We start from the raw sequence: 19,479 nt of genomic DNA on the forward strand, positions 1-19,479 counted from the left end.
TTATCCGAAGCTCGCGGCGAGGGAGCCCATCAAGAGCGCCCATCCGTCAACGAGTACGAAGAGCAAGAGCTTGAACGGCAATGAGACGATCATCGGGCTCATCATCATCATGCCGAGACTCATCAGCACGCTGGCGACGACGAGGTCGATCACCAGGAAGGGCAGGAACAGCATGAAGCCGATCTGGAAGGCCGTCTTGAGTTCGCTCGTCACGAATGCTGGCAAGAGGATGGAGAACGGCACGGCCTTGGCCGACGTGAAGGCCGGCGCGTCGGCGATTTCGGCAAACATCGCCAAGTCGTGCTCGCGCGTCTGGCGAATCATGAAGGCATGGAACTGATCGCCCGCTGCGGAGATCGCTTGCTCGGCATCGATCTGTCCTGCCGAGTAGGGCGCAATCGCGGTGTCGTTCACCCGTTCGAGAGTGGGCGCCATGACGAACAGCGAGAGGAACAGCGACAATCCGATCAGAACCTGGTTCGGCGGCGACTGTTGCAGGCCGAGCGCCTGCCTGAGGATCGCGAGCACGACGATAATCCGGGTGAAGCTCGTCATCATCAGGATCAGGGCCGGCAGGATCGTCAGCAGCCCCATCACCAGGAGCAGCTGCAGCGAAAGACTCAGCGGCTCGCCGCCGGCACCGCCGAGACTGCCCAGCGCGCGGTCGAGCGCGCCGGGCACGGCGTTCTGTGCTTGCGCGGCGACAGGGGTGAGCAGCGCTGCCAGCGCGGCAGCGGTCGCGACGAGGCGTTTCACGCGGCGTCCTCCGTGAGCGGGCGGGCGGGGGCTTCGGCAAGACGAGTCAGTCCATGGCGCGAGGTCGACACCAGGATCTCGCGCCCGTGGAACTCGAGCACCGCGAGCCGCATCGTCGGCGACAGCATGGTCGTCTCAACGATCCGCACTGCCTTGGTCCCGCGTTGCGGCGCGCCGAGGCGGCCCTGCATGCGCTGGGCGAGCTTGAGACTGCCCCAGATCATCGCGCCGATCAGCGGCAGCAAGACCAGCAGCTTGACGACGTACCAGAGCATCAGGCGGGAACCCCGGTTTCCACGCTGGTCACTTCGATGGGCGCTGCCCGCCTTTCGAGCGGCGCGCTCGGGCGGCTGTCGCCGGCGAGTTCGAGGATTCGCAGACCAAACCGGTTGCCCTCGGCAATCACTTCGCCCTTGGCGATCAACTTGCCATTGACCATCACGTCGAGCGGCTCGTCGGTCAGCCGGTCGAGCATGACGACACTGTCCTCGGTCAGTTCGAGAACTTCGCGAAGCCGCATTTGCGTGCGGCCGAGTTCGACTGTCAGGCGGACGTCGATGTCCTGAATGAGGCCGAATCCGTTGGCGGCAATGGTCATTGGGAATCCTTCCGGGAAAATGTCTGGGTGATCTGGAGGGCGACTTGCTCGTCGACTTCGCCGATGCTGCCGCGCGCGACGCATATTTCGCCGATCTGCAGCGGAACGTTTCGCGCCACCATGATCGGCAGCACCGTGCCCGGTTCGAGCGCGGCGAGGCGATGAAGCGGAATGCTCATGTCGACGAGCGTGGCCCCGGCGGTTAGCGGCAGGTCGGCAAATGGTGCTTCGCCGATGCCAGGCCGCCGGCCTTCGGACTTTTGGGCGGGCGACGAAGGCCGACGGGGAAGCAGCAGCGGGAGCGCGCCGGTTTCGACTGCGATGGCGAACAGCCACGGGCGGCCTTCGCTGCCGCTGACCTCCAGCCGCAGAACGGCAATTTCCGCGCCGGTGGCAAAGGGCGTAACCTGCGCCGCGTTCGTAGCCTGCGGGGTCGTGCGGATCTCGATTCCGAGCTGCTCGGCAAGAGCCGCGGCAGCTTGTGTGTGAATGCGTTGAGCCAGGAGACCGGCAGAAAGCGGCAACTCGGCCGGCAGCTTGTCTCCGATGTCGCCGGTCCCGCCGAAAGCTCGGTCGATCTGTTCCAGCAGTCCGCGGCCTTCGAGCGAGAGCAGCAGGCGATCCTCACACTTTCCGAAGCTGTGCAGGCTGTTGGCCGCGAGCGACCCGCACAAGTCGGCAAGTTCGCCGGCAGCCAGCGTTCCGGCGCCGAGTGAACGAAGCCGTACCGCCGGATCGTTGCATGCGGCCGCGAGGGCCCGCCGCAGGTCCATGGCGAGCCGTTCGCCGAGCCGCGCGAAGTCGTCAGCGAACTCCGCGGGCGCGACGGCGCGCTTGAACAAGGCGTCGCAATGGGCCGCCGCGCGCTGCGCGGGGCGAGGGAGGTCCTGGTGGATCATTGAACGATAAAGGTTCGGAAGTAGACGTTGTCGACGCCGCCGAAGCCTTCTTGCTCGGTGAGGACGTCGTTGACCGCGGCCGTCAGGCGCTTCTGGAGCCGCGCCTTGCCTTCGGGCGTGTAGACTTCCTCTTCGGGCGTGTCGGCCAGAGCGACGAGAATGCGCGAGCGGATCGCAAGCTGGTGCTCGTCCAGCCACATCAACACGCGGCCGTCGCGACGCGTCGAAGCGGCAAGACTTACCTGGACCAGAGCGTCAGTGTCCTTGAGGTTTGACGTGAAATCGTCGGCAAACCGGTAGTAGGCGACACGGTACTTGTTCCCGCCCTCGCCGTGGACCAACTCGGGGGTTTCCTCGTGCCCCTTGGGCGCAGGCGGTGCATACGGGTCTTCCTCGCCCTTCAGAACGAGCTGAGGTCCGCTCTCCTTCGCCTTGGCTGGATGATCGCCGATTATTCCGGCCGCCATCAGGGCGAAGACGGTCCCGCCCCCGGCGCCGGCGAGTAGCACCCCGATGAGCAACATCTTGACGATGCCTTTGCCCTTCTTGGGTTCGGCCGACTTGTCCTTCTTATTGGTCACGCTTGATTCCTTGAACTTGCTTGCTGGTGTTGGTCAGGCGAAGAGGCCGGAGCGCGGCCGATTGCCGGCACTGTGCTTGCCGTCCTGCGCCGAGGAGCGACGCTGCGCCGCCTGCTCGTGGCGGGCGGAAGCGCCATGGCCTGTCTGTCCCTCGCGCCCGCCGCCCTCGCCGCGGGCCTGTGCCTGCGACTGGGTTTGCGATTGGGCTTGGCCCGAGGAGCTGTCCGGCGCGGCCGAAAACGGCCGGTCGGCGACTGCGGCGGCAATCGCGCGGTGGGCCTCGGGATTGCCGGCGGCGAGTTGGACGGCCAGCTGGCCGCTGCGGTGCTGGTCGAAACGAAGGGTAAGCTCGCCGAAGTCCGCGTGATCGATCGCGAGTTGAGCGCTGGCCGGCGCCAAGGCCTCGCGCGCTGCCGCAAGCCGGTCGACGATCCGGGTGAGGTCCTGGACCGCGTCGGGGCGAAAAGCCGCGGCTGCATTGTGATGCGCGGGAGCGGAAGGCGAGGTCTGCGGCGAGCTCGTCGACGCGGCAGCAAGCGCCGAGGCAGGTGCGGGCGATTCGCTGGGGGACGGCGCTTCCCCGACGTTCGTCGGTACCACCGCATGCGCTTTCACTGCGGCCTTCGTCGCTGGAACGTCCTTGGTTGTGCCGCCGCCTTTCAGCGGGCGCTCCGACTGGCCGGTCGATTGCGATGCAATGGTGAGCGCCACTGCAGGCGCCGTCGGCGCCTGGGCTTGCTGGTTCGCGGAGGCTTTCGATTCAGCGGTAACCTGCTGGTCACTGTTGGCCAGCGCTGGCGCGGTCTGCGCGGAGAGCGGGCGCGCGGTCGTCTTTCCCCTCAAGGTGAACGCCGGCCCATCTTCATTCGAGGTGGCTGCACCCGTAAGGGGGAGCAAAGCGAGCTCCGTTGAGGCAACCACCGTCTGTGGGGCATCGGTGGCATCGTCGGTCTCTGGCTTTTCGGCACCCGCTTCGATGCCCGCCCGCTGCTTCTCGGTGCGGTCGTCGGCTGCGGGCTTGGGCGCGAGGGGAAGGGCGCCGGGTCCCATGCTCTCGATAGGTGTGTGGAGGATCGCCTCGGCGGCTTGCCCATCGGCAGCCGGCAATCTTTTGCCGGTATTGTCCGCAAGCGGTAGAGCCTTGCCGCTCTTGCCGCTCCTTGCGATTGCAGCGGCAAGCTCCGTCTCGTTTGCCGCCGCTTCACCCGGTTCCTTCCCGGTTTCGGCGGTCAGGGTAGCCAGCGTTGCCGAGAAGCCGCCGCCTCCTACCCCGGGCTCGCCCGAAGGCGGGGCCGCTTCGCTGCGGGTCACGGGCGTATTTTTGGGAGAAGAGGGAGCCAGAGAAATCATCGACCTGCCGTTCGCGGTTGTTTCCCTTGGCTATTCAAGATGCGTGCCAGTTTTCCTCATGGGCACCGCGTCGCGCTTGCTAATCTCTTCGATCACCGACCGATGCAGTTCGCGGCGGCGGTCTTCGGCTCGCTGGCGACGGCGCTCGGCGACGGCCAGATCGGCGAGTTTGTCATCGGCCTCTTGGCGCGCCTGGTCGGCTTGCTGTGCCGCAGTTCTGCCGAGATCGCGCAAATGGTTGCCGAGCACCGCTGCGCTTCGCAGGTCTGCGCCGTCGGCCGCGTTGTCGCGCAGGGCGTAGAGCTGGGCGAGCGAGTGGGTGCGTTCGGAAAGCTGTTCGAGCTTGCGGCGCGCCGCTTCGAGGCGAAAGGCCTCGGCTGCGGTCTTGCGCTGCTCGACGGAGCGGATGCGTTCGATCAGGCGGGCGCGGCGCAGTCGCGCAGTGTCACTCGTCATTGGCGATTAGCTGACGCAGCTCGTCCTGCGCTTGCGACAGCGAAATATGTTCGCCGCTGGTCTGTGAAAGAAAAGCCGAGATTTTCGGTTGCAGCGCTATCCCGCGATCGATCACCGGGTCGGCTCCGGCGCGGTAGGCGCCCATCAGCACCAGGTCACGATTGCTCTCGTATCCGGAAACGAGCGCGCGGAAGCTTCGCGCCAGCGCATTCTGTTCGGGAGGGACTACGTCGCTCATGACCCGGCTGAGCGAAGCGCCGACGTCGATCGCCGGATACTGCCCGCGCTGGGCGAGCTCGCGCGAAAGCACGATGTGGCCGTCGAGAATCGAGCGAGCGGTGTCGACCACCGGATCGTTCTGGTCGTCGCCGTCGGCCAGGACGGTGTAGACTGCGGTTATTGAGCCACCACTTTCGGCTGAATTGCCCGCCCGTTCGACGAGTTTCGTAATGGTCGAAAGCGCGGAAGGCGGGTAGCCGCGGGCGGCGCCGGGCTCGCCCAGCAGAATGCCGATCTCGCGCGCGGCATGGGCGATGCGGGTGAGACTGTCCTGGATCAGGAGGACCTTCGCACCCTGCGCACGAAAATGTTCGGCAAGCGAGGTCGCCAGGAGCGCGCCGCGCAGGCGCAGGTTCGCGGCGTGGTCCGCAGGCACGGCGACCACGGCGGTACGGCGGGCCGCTTCGCCGGTCATGTGCCGCTCGACGAAATCCGACACTTCGCGGGCGCGCTCGCCGATCAGGCCGACCACGACGACGTCGGCTTCGGCGCCCGCAGCGATCATGTCGATCAGTACGGACTTGCCGACTCCCGAGCCGGCCATGATTCCGACGCGCTGGCCGACACCGAGCGTGGTGAGGGCGTTGATCGTGCGGATGCCGGTGTCGAACGGCTCGCGGACGCTAGCCCTGTCTAGTGCGCCGCTGCGCGTTCCTCCGGCCGGCCATTCGGCGGTGCAATGAAGGGCCGCTCCACCGTCGATCGGACGGCCGAGACCGTCGACCGCGCGCCCGAGATAGGCGCGGCCCACCGGCAGCATTCCCGGCCGGCCTTCGGGCCGAACCGGCACGCCGGGGCGCAGCAGCACGCTGTCTCCCAGCATCATCATCATTGTCCGGCCGTTGCGGAAACCGATGACTTCGGCGGTGAGCATCGTGCGTTTGCCGTCGTAGATCCGGCACAGTCCGCCAATCGGGACGGACAGACCGCTGGCTTCGATCAGACCGCCATCGCATGCCGTCACGCGGCCGAACCGGCGCGGGTGGAGGTCGAGCGGCGGCATGGCAAGATCGCCAAGCATCTCGTCGAACTGCTTCAGCACTCGCGAAACGCCTCGGCGAGAATCTGGCGCCATTGCGCCGGGCCGTCCTCGACCCCGCCGTCGGCGGTTTCAATGCGCAGCGCGCCGCGCTCGACCGAAGCATCGCTTTCGACCGTAAGCCGGGCCGGAAGCCGATCTGCTACAAGAGCGAGGTCGTCGGGATGAAGCATGATTCGCCGCTCGTCCTGCGAGCGTTGGAGCATGGAGGTCGCCTTTTCGACCCTCGCCGCGAGGCCGTCGGGGTCGAGCGCCAAGGGAAGGATAGTCTCCTCGCACAGCGCGAGCACGGTCAGGCGCAGCTTTTCGCGCAGCTCGGCCGCGCTCTCCTCGTCGAGGCGCGCGAAGGCAAGCTCGATAGCCTGGCGTTGCGCGTCCCGTTCGCGTTCGGCGCGCAGCGCGGCTTCGCGGGCTTGTCCAGATCCTTCGGCAAAGCCGCGCTCGAACGCTTCCTCGAGCGGATCGACGACCGGCACCTCTGCCTCGGTTCGAGCTTTCGCCGCCAGCAAGGACGAGAAGCGCGGATCACGGGAGAAGCTCCCGCGGTTGCTCAGCAGCTCGAACGGTAGACTAGACATAGTCTTCATCTCCGCCATTGCCGAACACGATCGTGCCTTCGGCGGCGAGGCGCTTGGCAATCGCGATGATCGCCTTCTGCGCTGCATCCACATCGGCGCGCTTGATGCGTCCGCGGGCCTCTATCTCATCGCGCAGACCGTCGGCCGCACGGCTCGACATCGCGCCGAAGAAGTGTTCGCGCTGCTCTTCCTCGACGCCCTTCAGCGCATCGATCAGCACTTCGCTCTCGATCTCGCGAAGGAGTTGTCCAATCATCTTCGTGTCAAGTTCGAACAGGTGTTCGAACTTGAACATCTCGTTCTCGAGTTCCTTGGCCAGCTTCTTGTCGAGCTTGCCAATCGCCGGCATTATCCGCTTCTCGACGCTGCGCGCGGCTCTATTGATGATGTCCCCCGCTTCGCGCACCCCGCCCATCGTAAGCGGAGCCTTGCCGTGGGACCGGGCGATCTTGGTGGCGAGCGTCTCCTCCAGAATGGCGATGGCTTCGGGCGAAACCGGCCCGAGAGTGGCGACGCGGTGGACCACCGGGGTCTGCAGCTCGTCGGGCAGGCCGGCGAGTACGGCCGCGGCCGCGGCCGGATCCAGTTGGACGAGCAACACGGCGATGGCCTGCGGGTGTTCGTCGCGGATCAGCGGAATGAGTACGTCGGGTTCGAGCCACTGCGCGATTTCGAGCGCCGGGGTACGCGGAGTCTCCTCGGGCGGGGCAACGCGCCGCATGAGGCTGTCAGCCTTCACTTCGCCGAGCGCCCCGGTCATGATTCGCCGCACGTTTTCTATCCGCCCGTGGGAAGAGATTCCGCTCTGGCCCGCGGACTCGGCAAAGCTCGCGATCGCCTCTGAGATGGCGCCCGGGCCGATGTCGCCGATGGCGCACATCTTGGCCCCGAGCGTACGCAGCTCGTCGGGGGAAAGGCCGGAAAGAAGCCGGGCGGCGTCTTCCTCGCCAAGCAACATGACCATGACAGCGGCGCGGTCGGAGCCGTCGGGGGCGGCGGTGTCGGCAAGAGCGGTCACCGCACGCCTCCCGGCACTTCGCGCCCGTCGCCGAGCATTCGGCGCAGCGCCTGCAGCGCGTCGTCCGGCTGCTCCCGAACGATCCGCTGGGCCAATTCAACCTGGGCGGACAGACGCTCGCGGTCGGGCATGTTGACGAGCGAAGTCGAGCTGGGAGACAAGGCTCTGACGGTCATCGCCGCCGGCTCCGGCCTATCGTCGCTGTCTTCGTCGGCAGCCTTGCGACCGGACAATGATTTGATCACAGGCCGAACCGCGAGGAGCAAGACCAGAAGCACCGAAATCAGGGCCACCGCATTGCGCAGGATAGTCGCGAACCAGCTGGTTTCCCAGAAGGATGCCGCCTCGATCTCCGTCGCCTGGAACGGCCGGACAACCACTGCAACAGTGTCGCCGCGGTTGCTGTCTGCGCCGACGGCGGCGGTCACCAGCTGCTCGAATTTCTTCAGGTCGGCTGGCTTGGCCCCTTTGAGCGCGTTCTGGTTAAGCGCAACGGCGACCGAGAGACGCTTGACGGTACCGGGAGCGATATTGGAGACAGCCACCTCGCGCCCGAGCTCGTAGGTCCGTGTAGCGCTGCTTTCTCCCAGAGCCTGGTTTTGCGCTTGCGCGGGACCTCCCTTGGGCGCGCCGGGCTGGGCCTGGGCCGCTGGGGGAGGGGAGTTCGACAGGACGCCGGGCACGCCCATGGCGGGAGAGTTCGCCGTTTGCGACTGCTGCGTCGTTTCGCGCCGGACAGCACCGTCCTTGTCATAGCTTTCGCGAGCCGACGTCACTTCGTTCATGTCGAGATCGACCTGGACCTCGCTAGTGAAGTTCTCAGCCCCGATCATCGGAGCGAGAAGCTGTTCGACCTGCGTGCGCAGCTTGCTCTCGATCCGCGCCTGCAGTTCGAGGCGATCCGAGTCAGCGTCGTGCGGCTGCGACAGCAGCCGGCCGTGCTGATCCACGACTCGTACCGCATCGTTCGTTAGACCGGGGACCGAGCCGGCGACGAGATTGGCGATCGCGGTGACTTGCGAATCGGAAAGTTGCCTGCCCTTAGCCATGCGCACCATAACCGACGCCGTCGGGGCCACATTGTCGCGCACGAAGACCGATCGTTCGGGCCGGGCGAGATGGACACGAACCGCTTCGACCCCGTCGATCTCCTTGATCGTAAGCATGAGGTCGCGTTCCTGGGCCGCGCGAAGCCTGTCGCCTTCGAGCGTCCGGCTGGCGCCCATCGGCAACGAATCGAGCAGCGCGGCGCCGCTTTCGGGCGCGGCCAGCGCGCCATCGGAAGCGACCAGCATGCGCGCCCGGTAGAGATCGTCCTCGCCGACCGTCAGCGCGCCGGTGTCGTTGTTGATCGAATAGTCGATCGACGCCTTGTCGAGCGCGCTTGCCACGTCTGCGCGCTCGTTGTCGTTCAGCGAAGAATAGAGGACGCGCTGGGGGGCGGGGGAGAGCCCTGCCCAGACCAGCGCGAGAAGGCCGGCGCCGGCTATGCCGGCGAACCATGGCAACGCCTTCTTCACCGGCGGTTGCGCGGCGAAGGTGCCGATGCGCGTCAGCACGGATCCGCTCGCACGATCGCGCAAGGGGCCGAGCAACGATCCTCCGGAAGCGGGCGCCATGGGCACGAGATCGCTCATTTACCTAAACCCCCATCCGCATGATGTCCTGATAGGCGGACAGCAGCTTGTTTCTGACTTGCAGCGTGGCCTCGAACGCCACGCCGGCTTCCTGGCGCGCAAGCATGACGCTGGCGATGTCGGTGACCTCGCCGCGTTCATACCCGGCGCTTAGCTCCGAGGCTTTTGTCTGGGTGGCGTTGACGCCGTCCAGCGCGGACTTCAGCGTATCCGCAAAGCCTCCGCCGGCGGGTTCGGCCGGTGCAGTTCCCTCCGCGGCCTTCGCCTGGTGGATTTCCTTGAGCAGGCTCGAGCGATCGATGATCTGCTGCCTCAGCGAGATGATCTGCTCGACCGATCCCGCGCCGCCAATGCCGCTGACGCCGCTCACCGGCCCGCTCCCACTGCGAGACCCGCTTCACGAAAGGATGCGAGCCGGTATCGAAGGGTTCGCTCGCTGATGCCGAGCTGGCGGGCGGCCTCGGCGCGGCGTCCGCCGCACGCGTCCAGTGTGTCCATGATTGCCCGCGCCTCGGAAAGCTGCACGACCTTCGCCAGCTTGGCGCCCGGCGCAATGTCGATGTCCGCGTCGACCGACGTGACCTCGGCCTCGCGTTCGACCAGGCGTGCGGGGCGGTCGAACACGATGTGTTCCGTGCCGATCGACTTCGCATTTCCGGCCAGCACAAGCGCGCGGCGCATGACGTTTTCCAGTTCGCGGATGTTGCCCGGCCAGCCGTGCTGCTTGAGCATGGCGATCGCACCATCGCTGATCCACGGCGCCTGCTGGCCCTTGGGCGCATGGCGCAGCAACATCGCGAAGGCGAGCGGAACGATGTCCGCCGGACGTTCGCGCAGCGCGGAGAGCGCCATCGGGAAGACGTTGAGCCGATAGAACAGGTCGGCGCGAAAGCGTCCTTCTTCGACCTCGAGCGGCAGATTGCGGTTGGCGCAGGCGATGATCCTGACGTCGACCTTGACGGGCGTGGTCGCTCCCACGGGAACGACTTCCCCTTCTTGCAGCGCGCGCAGAAGCTTGGCCTGGAGCGGCAGAGGCATCTCGGCGATCTCGTCGAGCAGGAGAGTGCCACCATCGGCCGCGCGGAAGAAGCCTTCGCCCGCAGCATTTGCCCCCGTAAAGGCGCCCTTCTGATGCCCGAAAAGCAACGCTTCGAGCATCGCTTCGGGGATGGCCGCGCAGTTGATGGCAATGAAGGGTTTCTCACGGCGCTGGCTGCGGTCGTGAATGAACCGGGACAGGACTTCCTTGCCGGTGCCCGTCGGGCCGTTGATCAAAACCGGAATGTCGGTGCCCGCGAGGCGGTCGGCGAGTGCGAGGACCGAAAGCGATTCCGGGTCTGCGGCGACCGGTCCGCTGCCGGTGGAGATCAGCGCAACGAGGGCGCCGAATGTCCCCTCCGAAGTCGGATCGGAATAAGTGAGGGTCGCGCTAGATCCTGCGCGGGCCAGCGACGGGACATCCGCGCGGGCGAGCGAAATGGTGTTCGGGAGCGCTCGCATGGCAGTTTCCGCGAGATCGCCGAGTTGAATCCGGCGCCCCGGAAACAGCGACGAGGCTACTCCAGCGAACTTCCCAGCCAAGGCTGCATGATTTTTTTCGAACCTTTCGGTCCGCTCAATCGATCCCACTGCGGTCCCCTGTATTAACCAATCTTCGTCCGAGAGCGAAATGGGTCCTGGCCCTGCAATTTCTCTTAAACGTAAACCTACTGGAAACTACGTAAGTCCTTGCGCCAGCTGCGGCGGACCTTCGCCGGGGTGCCCTAAAAAAACTTCCAGCCCTGCCGGTCTGGGTTCCAGCTGCCATTCGCGACGGGGTCTCGGGGCAGTTTTCGAAGACACCTCTTCTGGGAGTTTCTACAATGTCAGTGATCAACACCAATATCAGTGCTCTGAAGGCGTCGAACGCGTCGGCCGGTGCCAACAAGATGCTCGGCACCGCGATGGAGCGTCTCTCCACCGGCAAGCGCATCAACAGCGCGAAGGACGACGCCGCCGGCCTCGCCATCGCCACGACGATGACCTCGCAGGTGCGCGGCATGAGCCAGGCCGTTCGCAACGCCAACGATGGCATCTCTCTCGCGCAGACCGCCGAAGGTGCCCTGTCTGAGGTCACGAACATGCTGCAACGCGTCCGCGAGCTTGCTGTGCAGGCTGCGTCCGAGACCTACTCGACCAGCGACCGCACCAATCTTCAGGCAGAAGTCACCGAGCTTCAGGGCCAGATTGGCAACGTCATTAGCAACACCAAGTTCAATGGTGTCGCCATCCTCGGCAACGCCGACGTTACGTTCGATATCCAGGTTGGTGCGAACGCCAGCGAAACGATCACCCTGACTTCCAAAGGCATCACCGCGACGAACATCGATGCAGCTGCCCTGGATGTCAGCGGCGCCGACGGTACCAAGGCGACTGCCACTCTCGGCAAGGTCGATGCCGCGCTCACGGAAGTCAACACCGCCCGCGCAACGCTCGGCGCCGGACAGAGCCGTCTGGAATCCGCGATCAATGGTCTGACCAACAACGTCACCAACCTGTCCGATGCCCGCTCGCGGATCGAAGACGCCGACTATTCGGCCGAAACGACTGCGCTCGCCAAGGCGCAGATCCTGAGCCAGGCTTCGACGGCGATGCTTTCGCAGGCCAACCAGAGCCAGCAGAACGTTCTCTCGCTCCTCCGCTGATCGAGCTTCTCGATTGGTCCCTTGAGGCCCGGCGCTCCCCACGCGCCGGGCCTTTTTCGTTGATCCGGGCCGCAGCACCGACGGGTCCGCGCAAGCCCACCCCCCCCCCGACGGCATCCGGACGCTGATCGCGAGAAGCTTCGCGATGTGGAACTGCATCGGACCGGCGCTCCAAGTCGGGGCCGCGGGCTGTCGTCCCGCTTCAGACTGCCGGGCTGAGATGCTTCTCCTGTGCACCATCCTCGCATCAACTCCTTCGGCGGCCTCTGCTTGTTGGGAGCTCCGCGCCGCTGAGCAGCGGCCTGAGAAGGCGGCACCCCGCTGGCTAAGAATTGCAGCCCTAGCGCGCCCGCCATGCAGTTTAGACATGCGGTTCTCCTCGTCCTCCTCAGAAGATCACGCGGCGACCGCCAAGCGGCGTTGTGGTTCGGTAGCCTGGGCACCGCGGCGCGCCAGCAGCGAGGAGACCTGTCGAGCGCCGGGCGGCCAAGCGAGGCGTCGCAGCCTCGCGTGCCACAACTATGCCCGACTACCTGCAGACGACCCTGGCGGGGATCCGCGACAACGGAATCGTGCGGAGCGGCGTGTAGCCCCCGGGGGTCCGCCACTCCTGCTCAACGCCGCTATGCGATGTGGCGATGAGGGGCTGAACGGCGGAAGCGATTGCCGCCACTCTCGAGAAGGACAATCAGAGGCAATTCTAGCGGCCGCCTCGCCCCGGGGTGCACCGGTGGCTTGGCCCGTGCCCCTGAGAGGACGTGCTAGTTGATCAGAACGGAGATCCGGCGATTGCGCGGATCCTGGGGATTGTCCTCGATCAGAAGCTCGCGATCGGCAACGCCTTCGATGCGGCGGAACCGTCCTTCGCCGATGCCGTCGCGCATCAGCGCCTGGCGCGTCGCTTCGGCGCGGCCCGCGGACAGCGACCAGTTGTTGGCGACGGCGCCGCTCTTCCACGGCAGCGAATCGGTGTGGCCGCGGATCGTCAGCTTGCCCGCTTCGGGGCCGACAGCGCCGGCAATCGCGCCGATCAGGTCGGTTGCTTCGGAGGTCAAGACGGTCGTGCCGAGAACGAACATGGAGAAATCAGCATCGTCGACGAGGTCGATCCGCACGCCTTCGGTCGTCTCGACCATTCGCACGTGACGCATCAGACGGCGCAGGCGCTGGCTGCTCTCCAGCTTCTCCTGCACGCGCGCGCGCATGCGCTTGACGACCGTGGCGCCTTCCTTCGGCCCCCCTTTGGCGTCGCGGGGGATAGTGAGGGACTGTGTGCCCGTCTGGCCTGCGCGATGTGGATAGCTGTCCGCATCGGTGAGCGACGACCCTCCCAGCAGGCCATTCGATCCCGCGCTCTCTTCCTTCGTCTTCACCAATGTCGGGGTGAAGTAATCCGCCAGGCCCTTGCGCTGCGCCTCGGTCGTCGAGCCGAGGAGCCAGAGCAGCAGGAAGAACGCCATCATCGCCGTGACGAAGTCCGCGTAGGCCACTTTCCACGCGCCGCCGTGATGTCCGGCGGCGACCACGGTCACTTTCTTGACGATAATTGGCGGCGCGGGGTCGTTGCGCGCGGGACTGCTGGCCATTTCAACGGCCCCGCAGGCCGTCGAGCAGCTCCGAAAGACCCGGTCGGAAAGCATGGCCGAGACCCGACCGCGCACTTTCGACGACCAGCGGCTGCGGATATCCGTTCAGCGAGGCGATGATCACCTGCTTGACCGCGTGAAAGATCTGCTCGTCCTGCTCGAGCACTTGCTTGAGGCGGGACGAGAGCGGGCCGACGATACCATAAGCGAGCAGCACGCCGAGGAAGGTGCCGACCAGGGCCGAACCGATCATCCCGCCGAGAATGGCCGGAGGCTGGTCGATCGAGCCCATCGTTTTCACGACGCCGAGCACGGCGGCGACGATGCCGAGAGCGGGCAGCGCGTCGGCGAGCGACTGGAGCGCATGTTGCGGCTCGTGGATTTCATGGAAGTGCGTCTTGATCGCATTATCCATCACGTCTTCCACCGCGTGTGTCTCGAGCGTGCCGGATGAAACCACCAGCAGAGTCAGCGTGTCGCAAATCAGCGCGATGAGCGGCTTGTTGCTGAGCAGGTTGGGGTACTCGGCGAACAGCGCCGAATCCTGCGGGTTTTCGACGTGGCTCTCGAGCGCAACCGGACCTTCGGCGCGCAGCAGCTTCATCAGCCGGGTGGTCAGCGCGATGGCGTCGATATGGTCCTGCTTGTTGTGTCGCGGCCCCTTGAACACTTTGCCGAGCGAAGACCCGATCGCCTTCAGCTCGTGGAGCGAATTGCCGGCCACGAGCGCGCCGACGGATGCGCCGCCGATAATGAGCATCTCGTGCGGAATGGCCTCCATCACCGGCCCCAGTGCGCCCCCGGTAATGACGAATCCGCCGAATACCATCACCAGCAGGATGACGATCCCGATCGCTGCGTACATTGTCTCGAATACCCTCTGTTCGTGTTCTGGTTCAGCGCAGCATGTCGAACAACGACAGGCTGGAAAGGCGCACGAAGCTGGCCTGGCTTGCCTCGAGCACGGTCATCACTTCCTGCAGCCGCGTCATCGTCGTGGCGAGATCGGCTCCGCCGACGGAAGATTGCTCCTCGGCGACGAGTTCTCCAGTCGCTTCGCGGCGCTGGTCCATCATATCGATCCAGCCCATCCGGGCGCCGACCAATGTCTGCGCGGTTGTTACTTTGTCGAGGCCGGCGTCGAGAGCGTTCATGGCGTCGCGGCTGGCGCCGACCTGATCGCCGCTACCCTGGAGCGCGGAGGCCAAATTCCCGAGCACCGTAAACAAATCGGTCGGCGAGCCATTGACGTCGAACTGGAAGACTTCCGGCCCGGTGAGTGACGGAGTGACGCTCTGGCCGTCGCCGAGATCGACCGGATCCGCGCCCGCCGTTCCGACATAGGCGATGCCCGCTCCCGAATCGGCGTAGGCCGCGCCGGACGCATGACCACCGAACAAGGCATGGCCCGCGCTGTTGCGGCTGTTGGCGACAAGCAGAACAGTCTGCTGCAACCCGGCGATCTCGCTGCCGATCGAGGCACGCTGCTCGGCACCAAGTGCGCCGTTGGCGGCCTGGTTGGCGAGTTCCTTGGCGCGGATCACCACGTCGGCGATCGAACCGAGGGCCTGGTCGGTAAGCTTGAGATCGGTCTGGGCGATTTCGGAATTGCGCTGATCGATCTTGGCCAGCCGGTCGGCGCGCGACAGCGTGCGAAGACGCGCGGCCGCGACCGGATCGTCGGAGGAACGCGAAAGCCGTTCACCGCTGCCGATCTGTTGCTGCAGCGAATCGGCCTCGGCGCGCAGCGATCCGATCTGGCGCGTCGAGCGTTCGTAGAACGCACTGGTGCTCAGGCTGATCATGGCGTCACCTTATGCTCAAAAGCGAATCGAAGATGGTGCTGGCGACCTGCATCGCTCGCCCGGATGCCTGGAAGGCCTGTTGGAAACGCATCAGGTTCGCTGCTTCGGTATCGAGGTCCACGCCGGCCTGCTGTTCCAGCGAAATGCGTGCCGATGCGGCAATCGAATCGAGTGCGTCGCGCGTTACGGTCCGCCCGGCCACTTGGCTGGAGACGTCGAACAGAACCGAATTCATTTCCTTGGCCACGCCGTTCCCGTCGAGCGCCTGGCGCAAGGCCGCGAGGTTCGAGCCGTCGAGACTCCCAGCGGCTGCGCCGGCGGGCGCGGTCGCGAGCGCAGCGCCGCTGGTGAGGACGACCTTGAGGCCGCTTGCCCCGCTGCCGGCGAAGAGCGGCTGCCCCGCTGTGCCATCGAGCGCCGTGCCGCCGGTTTGTACGGAGTTGACCGTCGTCGCGATGCCGTCGGCCAGAGTGTCGAGCCGCGAGCGCACAGCCGCCGCCTGGGTCAGCGCCAGCGAGGTCCCGGCGAGCGATCCGCCGCCAAGGGAAACCGCCGCGCCGTCCACGGCGAAGGAGACGGTGCCGTCGGCCGCCGTCGCCATCGACAGGGTGCCCGAAAGACCGCCCGTGACGAGGGTCTGGCCGCTGCTGCCGCCGGCCTTGACGGTTACCGACCCGTCGCCAGCGAAGCTGGTCGAGATGTCGAGTGTGCCGCTCAGTTTTTCGAGCAAGGCGTCGCGACGGTCGAGCAGCGAGGCTCGGTCGCTGCTGCCTTCGCCAGCGCGGGACAGCCGCAGGTTCACGCGGGCCAGTTCACCGCCGACGATGTTAGCTTCGTCGACCGCGGCAGTGGCATCGAAGCGAAGTCCGTCACCGGCGGCGTCGAGACTTTCGGCGGCAATGTTGAACTTGCGTGCCAGCGTGTCGGCGCTGGCGAGAGCGGCCGCGCGCAGAGAGGAATCGGTGGGATCGGCGGAGAGCTGCTGCAACCCGGCTTCGAATTCGACGATTGCAGGGTAGACCCCCGCCTGCTCAATCGCGCTCTCGATGTTTTGCAGGCCGCCGAGTTCGGTTGTCGCTCGCGTTACGTCGCTGTTCGTGCGGCGCACTTCGGACTGGCGGAACATGTCGGCGTTGCGATGAATGCCGGATATCCGCGCGCCGGAAAGCGAGATGTCCCCGATCCGCAGCTGCCCGCCCGCCGCGGCAACTTCCTCCATCTGGACGCTGCGCCGGATGTAGCCCTCGCTCGAAGCGTTGGCGATGTTCTGCGCGGTGACGTCGAGCGCGCCGCGCGCCGCGCGCGCGCCGCTGGCGGCAATCGAGAGGAGATCGGAGGCCATGGGTCAGCTCTCGGGCCCGAGAAACCGCGCGAGTTGCGATTCGATCGAGGCGGCGAATCCGAGTGTCCCTGTCTGAGAGGCGATCTCGGCGAAGCGGGCATCGCGCATCTCGCGGAACGTCTCTTCTCCCTGGCCGCCGAACAGGTCGTCGCCGCCGAAGTCGGTGCTCCGCGCAGCCGAAAGCATCTGCCGCAGAAAGATCGCTTCGAACTGTTCCGCGGTTTCGGCCAGGCGCGCCCGATCGCTGCCCGCCGGCGCGACGGGACGAGCTGCGTTGGCGCCATCGAGGGAGATCGGGCTCGTCATATGATGACCATCTCGGCCTTGAGCGAGCCGGCCTGCTTGAGCGCTTCGAGGATCGCCACGAGATCGGATGGGCTAACGCCGAGCATGTTGAGCGCATCGACGAGCTCGGCGAGCGAGGCGCCCGGTTCGAACAAGGCGACGTGGTTACCCTCCTCGTAGGCATCGACCGAGCTGTTCTGTTCGACCGCCGTCTTGCCCTTGCTTAACGGGGCTGGCTGCACGACTGTCGGATTCTCGTCGATCCGCACGACCAGGCTGCCGTGGCTGATCGCCGCCGGAGCGAGCCGAACCGCGCTGGAGATTACCACGGTGCCGCTGCGGCTGTTGACGATGACCTTGGCGGCGCTTTCGGCCGGAACGATGTCGAGCATCTCGATCGCCGCCATCATCCCTGCGCGGGAGTTGGCGCCCGGCGGGAGCCGCAGGGCCAGAGTTACGCCGTCCTCGATCTCGGCTGCACCGGGAAACCGCGCGTTGATCGCATCGCGCACACGGGTGGCCGTGAGGAAATCGGCTTGGTAGAGATTCCAGCGCAGGATATCCGAGCTGTCGAAGGCCGTTGCGACCGCCCGCTCGACGCTTGCGCCATCGGGAATACGTCCGACCGTAGGGACGTTGACCGTGAGCTTCGAGCCGTCACGTCCGGAGACGCCGAGCCCGCCAACCGCGAGATTGCCCTGCGCCATCGCATAGACCTGCCCGTCCGCACCGTAGAGGGGCGTCATGATCAGCGCACCGCCGCGTAGCGACTTGGCCTTGCCCATGGTCGAGACGGTCACGTCGATCCGCTGCCCGGGCTTGGCGAAGGCCGGCAAATCGGCGGTGATGATCACGGCCGCCGCGTTCTTCAGGGCCGGGTTGGCGCCTGGCGGTAGCTGCAGTCCGAAGCGGTCCGAAACGCCGCGCATCGCCTGCGTCACGTAGGCGAAGTTGTCGTCGCCGGTGCCGTCGAGGCCGACGACGATACCATAGCCCGTGAGCTGGTTGGATCGGACAGACTGGAAGGTGCCCAGGTCGCGAATCCGCTCGGCCGCAGCCGGGCTGGCGACGAGGGCGAGCGATGCCGCAGCAGCGATGAGGAAGGTTCTGATCATCACAGGCCTCAGAACGGTGTGACGATGTTGAAAAAGCGCGAAAGCCAGCCTTCGCGGCTCGCCCGCTGGACGGAGCCCTTGCCGGCGTACGTGATGCGTGCATCCGCGATCCGCGGCGAGGCGATGCGGTTGTCCTGATCGATATCCGCCAGGCGGATTATGCCCGAGAGCTGGATCCATTCTTCGCCCTGGCTCAGCTGCATGACCTTTTCGCCTCTCACCAGTGCGGTTCCGTTTGGGCGGACCTCGGCAATCGTCACGGTGAGATCTCCCCTCAGTGTGCTGGTCTGGGCCGCATCCCCCTTGCCCTTGAACGACGAAGAGCCCGAAGAGTTAAGGACTCCAGGGTCGAACGAGAACGGGCCTGCGCTCGGCGGGGCAAGCGAGATGCCGCCGTCGCGCTGGTTGTTGGCGCTTGCCGATTTCGACGTTTGCGTGCGTTCGACCAGGATTACGGTGACGAGATCACCGACCTGGCTGGCTCGCTGACCGTAGTACAAGGGGGCGTAGCCGGTGGAAGCATGATAGATCGCACCGTCGGGAGCGTCCGGCGTCCGGGCGAGCGGTGGAGGCGGCAAGGCGGCAGTGAAGCCGGCGGGACGCTCGGGGCCGCACGCGCACAGCGCGAGCAACGGCGCGATGGCGGCCATGCCGCGGAATGCGGAATTGGTCATGGTCACAGCGTCTGGTTGGCGTTGCGGAGCATCTCGTCGACCGACGAGACCATCTTCGAATTGATTTCGTAGGCGCGCTGGCATTCGATCATGTCCACCAGCTCCTCGACGATGTTGACGTTCGAGGCCTCGAGCATGCCCTGGCGGATGTGCCCGCGCCCGTTTTCTCCGCCGGGGGCGAGCTGCACGGCGCCGCTGGCGGCGGTCTCGACCAGGAAGTTGTCGCCGATCGCCTGCAGCCCCGCGGGATTGGCGAACGTAGCCACCTGCAGCTGGCCGAGCTCGGCCGGTTCGGCGTCGCCCGAGATAACCGCTGTGACAGTCCCGTCGGGCGAAACGGCGATTGCGCCGGCCCCCTCGGGCACGGTAATCGCCGGTTGGACGACATAACCCTGCTGGGTGACGAGCTGGCCTTCGGCGGAGCGGGTGAAGTTGCCCGCTCGCGTGTACCCCAGCTTGCCGCCGGGCATTTCCACTTGGAAATAGCCGTCGCCATCGAGAGCGAGATCGAGACCGTTGCCGGTAGTGTTGAGCGCGCCCTGAGTGACGATCTGGCTGGTCGACTGGATCGCGACCCCCGTGCCCAGGTTGATGCCAGTGGCGTAAGCGGTTTCTCCCGAGGATCGCTGGCCTGCGACGCGCGCGTCCTGGTAGGCGAGCGTGGCGAAGTTGGCGCGGTCCTTCTTGAATCCCGTGGTGCCGACATTGGCGAGATTGTTGGCGATCACGCGCATGCGCGCGTCCTGAGCCTCGAGCCCGGTGCGGGCGACCTGGAGAGCGGAAGTGGGCATTTAGAT

At 66.0% G+C, this 19,479-nt stretch carries 22 protein-coding genes; 1 reads left to right on the forward strand and 21 read right to left on the reverse strand.

Annotated features, from left to right (window positions below; all coding sequences use genetic code 11):
- From fliP to Q7I88_RS08185, 13 genes are all read right to left on the reverse strand, one after another.
- Nucleotides 1–756, reverse strand: coding sequence for a flagellar type III secretion system pore protein FliP (fliP, locus tag Q7I88_RS08125; protein ID WP_439648376.1), 756 nt, complete (start codon nt 754–756; stop codon nt 1–3).
- Nucleotides 753–1,031 carry a flagellar biosynthetic protein FliO gene (locus Q7I88_RS08130; protein ID WP_305098539.1) on the reverse strand — a complete coding sequence of 93 codons (279 nt, stop codon included), beginning with the start codon at nt 1,029–1,031 and terminating at the stop codon, nt 753–755. Before Q7I88_RS08130 ends, fliP begins: the two co-directional genes overlap by 4 nt.
- Nucleotides 1,031–1,354, reverse strand: a complete 324-nt coding sequence (fliN, locus tag Q7I88_RS08135) for a flagellar motor switch protein FliN (protein ID WP_305098540.1) — start codon at nt 1,352–1,354, stop codon at nt 1,031–1,033. The genes Q7I88_RS08130 and fliN overlap by 1 nt, the downstream gene beginning before the upstream one ends.
- Nucleotides 1,351–2,253: a flagellar motor switch protein FliM gene (locus Q7I88_RS08140; protein ID WP_305098541.1), complete on the reverse strand. Its 903-nt coding sequence runs from the start codon at nt 2,251–2,253 to the stop codon at nt 1,351–1,353. Before Q7I88_RS08140 ends, fliN begins: the two co-directional genes overlap by 4 nt.
- Nucleotides 2,250–2,834, reverse strand: a complete 585-nt coding sequence (locus Q7I88_RS08145; RefSeq protein WP_305098542.1) for a flagellar basal body-associated FliL family protein — start codon at nt 2,832–2,834, stop codon at nt 2,250–2,252. Before Q7I88_RS08145 ends, Q7I88_RS08140 begins: the two co-directional genes overlap by 4 nt.
- A 33-nt stretch (nt 2,835–2,867) precedes the next feature.
- Nucleotides 2,868–4,145 (reverse strand): hypothetical protein, encoded by a 1,278-nt coding sequence (locus Q7I88_RS08150; protein WP_305098543.1) that lies wholly within the window; start codon nt 4,143–4,145, stop codon nt 2,868–2,870.
- A 69-nt stretch (nt 4,146–4,214) separates the two neighbouring features.
- Complete coding sequence (locus tag Q7I88_RS08155) at nt 4,215–4,640, reverse strand: hypothetical protein (RefSeq protein ID WP_305095426.1); 426 nt, start codon at nt 4,638–4,640, stop codon at nt 4,215–4,217.
- Nucleotides 4,630–5,961 (reverse strand): FliI/YscN family ATPase, encoded by a 1,332-nt coding sequence (locus Q7I88_RS08160; RefSeq protein ID WP_439648329.1) that lies wholly within the window; start codon nt 5,959–5,961, stop codon nt 4,630–4,632. Before Q7I88_RS08160 ends, Q7I88_RS08155 begins: the two co-directional genes overlap by 11 nt.
- Entirely contained in the window at nt 5,955–6,536 is a 582-nt protein-coding gene (locus Q7I88_RS08165) for a FliH/SctL family protein (RefSeq protein ID WP_305095427.1), read from the reverse strand. The genes Q7I88_RS08160 and Q7I88_RS08165 overlap by 7 nt, the downstream gene beginning before the upstream one ends.
- Nucleotides 6,529–7,554 (reverse strand): flagellar motor switch protein FliG, encoded by a 1,026-nt coding sequence (gene fliG, locus Q7I88_RS08170; RefSeq protein ID WP_369426035.1) that lies wholly within the window; start codon nt 7,552–7,554, stop codon nt 6,529–6,531. The genes Q7I88_RS08165 and fliG overlap by 8 nt, the downstream gene beginning before the upstream one ends.
- A complete protein-coding gene (gene fliF / locus Q7I88_RS08175; RefSeq protein ID WP_305095428.1) occupies nt 7,551–9,191 on the reverse strand; it encodes a flagellar basal-body MS-ring/collar protein FliF in 1,641 nt (546 codons plus the stop codon). Before fliF ends, fliG begins: the two co-directional genes overlap by 4 nt.
- A gap of 4 nt (nt 9,192–9,195) precedes the next feature.
- Nucleotides 9,196–9,561, reverse strand: coding sequence for a flagellar hook-basal body complex protein FliE (gene fliE / locus Q7I88_RS08180; protein WP_305095429.1), 366 nt, complete (start codon nt 9,559–9,561; stop codon nt 9,196–9,198).
- Nucleotides 9,558–10,691, reverse strand: a complete 1,134-nt coding sequence (locus Q7I88_RS08185) for a sigma-54 interaction domain-containing protein (protein WP_305095430.1) — start codon at nt 10,689–10,691, stop codon at nt 9,558–9,560. The genes fliE and Q7I88_RS08185 overlap by 4 nt, the downstream gene beginning before the upstream one ends.
- 362 nt (nt 10,692–11,053) lie before the next feature.
- Between Q7I88_RS08185 and Q7I88_RS08190 the strand changes: the two genes are divergently transcribed.
- Entirely contained in the window at nt 11,054–11,875 is an 822-nt protein-coding gene (locus tag Q7I88_RS08190) for a flagellin N-terminal helical domain-containing protein (RefSeq protein ID WP_305095431.1), read from the forward strand.
- A 761-nt stretch (nt 11,876–12,636) separates the two neighbouring features.
- On the opposite strand, the gene Q7I88_RS08195 is transcribed toward Q7I88_RS08190, so the two are convergent.
- The 8 genes from Q7I88_RS08195 to flgG are packed head-to-tail and all read right to left on the reverse strand — an operon-like array spanning nt 12,637 to nt 19,473.
- Entirely contained in the window at nt 12,637–13,461 is an 825-nt protein-coding gene (locus Q7I88_RS08195; RefSeq protein ID WP_305095432.1) for a flagellar motor protein MotB, read from the reverse strand.
- Between the two features lies 1 nt (nt 13,462).
- Nucleotides 13,463–14,326, reverse strand: coding sequence for a flagellar motor stator protein MotA (motA, locus tag Q7I88_RS08200; RefSeq protein WP_305095433.1), 864 nt, complete (start codon nt 14,324–14,326; stop codon nt 13,463–13,465).
- A gap of 31 nt (nt 14,327–14,357) precedes the next feature.
- On the reverse strand, nt 14,358–15,266 hold the full coding sequence (locus Q7I88_RS08205) for a flagellin N-terminal helical domain-containing protein (RefSeq protein WP_305095434.1): 909 nt from the start codon (nt 15,264–15,266) through the stop codon (nt 14,358–14,360).
- A gap of 4 nt (nt 15,267–15,270) precedes the next feature.
- A complete protein-coding gene (flgK, locus tag Q7I88_RS08210) occupies nt 15,271–16,608 on the reverse strand; it encodes a flagellar hook-associated protein FlgK (RefSeq protein WP_305095435.1) in 1,338 nt (445 codons plus the stop codon).
- Nucleotides 16,609–16,611: 3 nt separating this feature from the next.
- Nucleotides 16,612–16,914: a rod-binding protein gene (locus Q7I88_RS08215; protein WP_305095436.1), complete on the reverse strand. Its 303-nt coding sequence runs from the start codon at nt 16,912–16,914 to the stop codon at nt 16,612–16,614.
- Nucleotides 16,911–18,008, reverse strand: coding sequence for a flagellar basal body P-ring protein FlgI (locus Q7I88_RS08220; protein WP_305095437.1), 1,098 nt, complete (start codon nt 18,006–18,008; stop codon nt 16,911–16,913). Before Q7I88_RS08220 ends, Q7I88_RS08215 begins: the two co-directional genes overlap by 4 nt.
- An 8-nt stretch (nt 18,009–18,016) precedes the next feature.
- A complete protein-coding gene (locus Q7I88_RS08225) occupies nt 18,017–18,682 on the reverse strand; it encodes a flagellar basal body L-ring protein FlgH (protein ID WP_305095438.1) in 666 nt (221 codons plus the stop codon).
- A 2-nt stretch (nt 18,683–18,684) separates the two neighbouring features.
- Complete coding sequence (gene flgG, locus Q7I88_RS08230; RefSeq protein ID WP_305095439.1) at nt 18,685–19,473, reverse strand: flagellar basal-body rod protein FlgG; 789 nt, start codon at nt 19,471–19,473, stop codon at nt 18,685–18,687.
- Between the last annotated feature and the right edge of the window lie 6 nt (nt 19,474–19,479).

The organism is Croceibacterium aestuarii, from assembly GCF_030657335.1.
GTDB lineage: Bacteria > Pseudomonadota > Alphaproteobacteria > Sphingomonadales > Sphingomonadaceae > Croceibacterium_B > Croceibacterium_B aestuarii.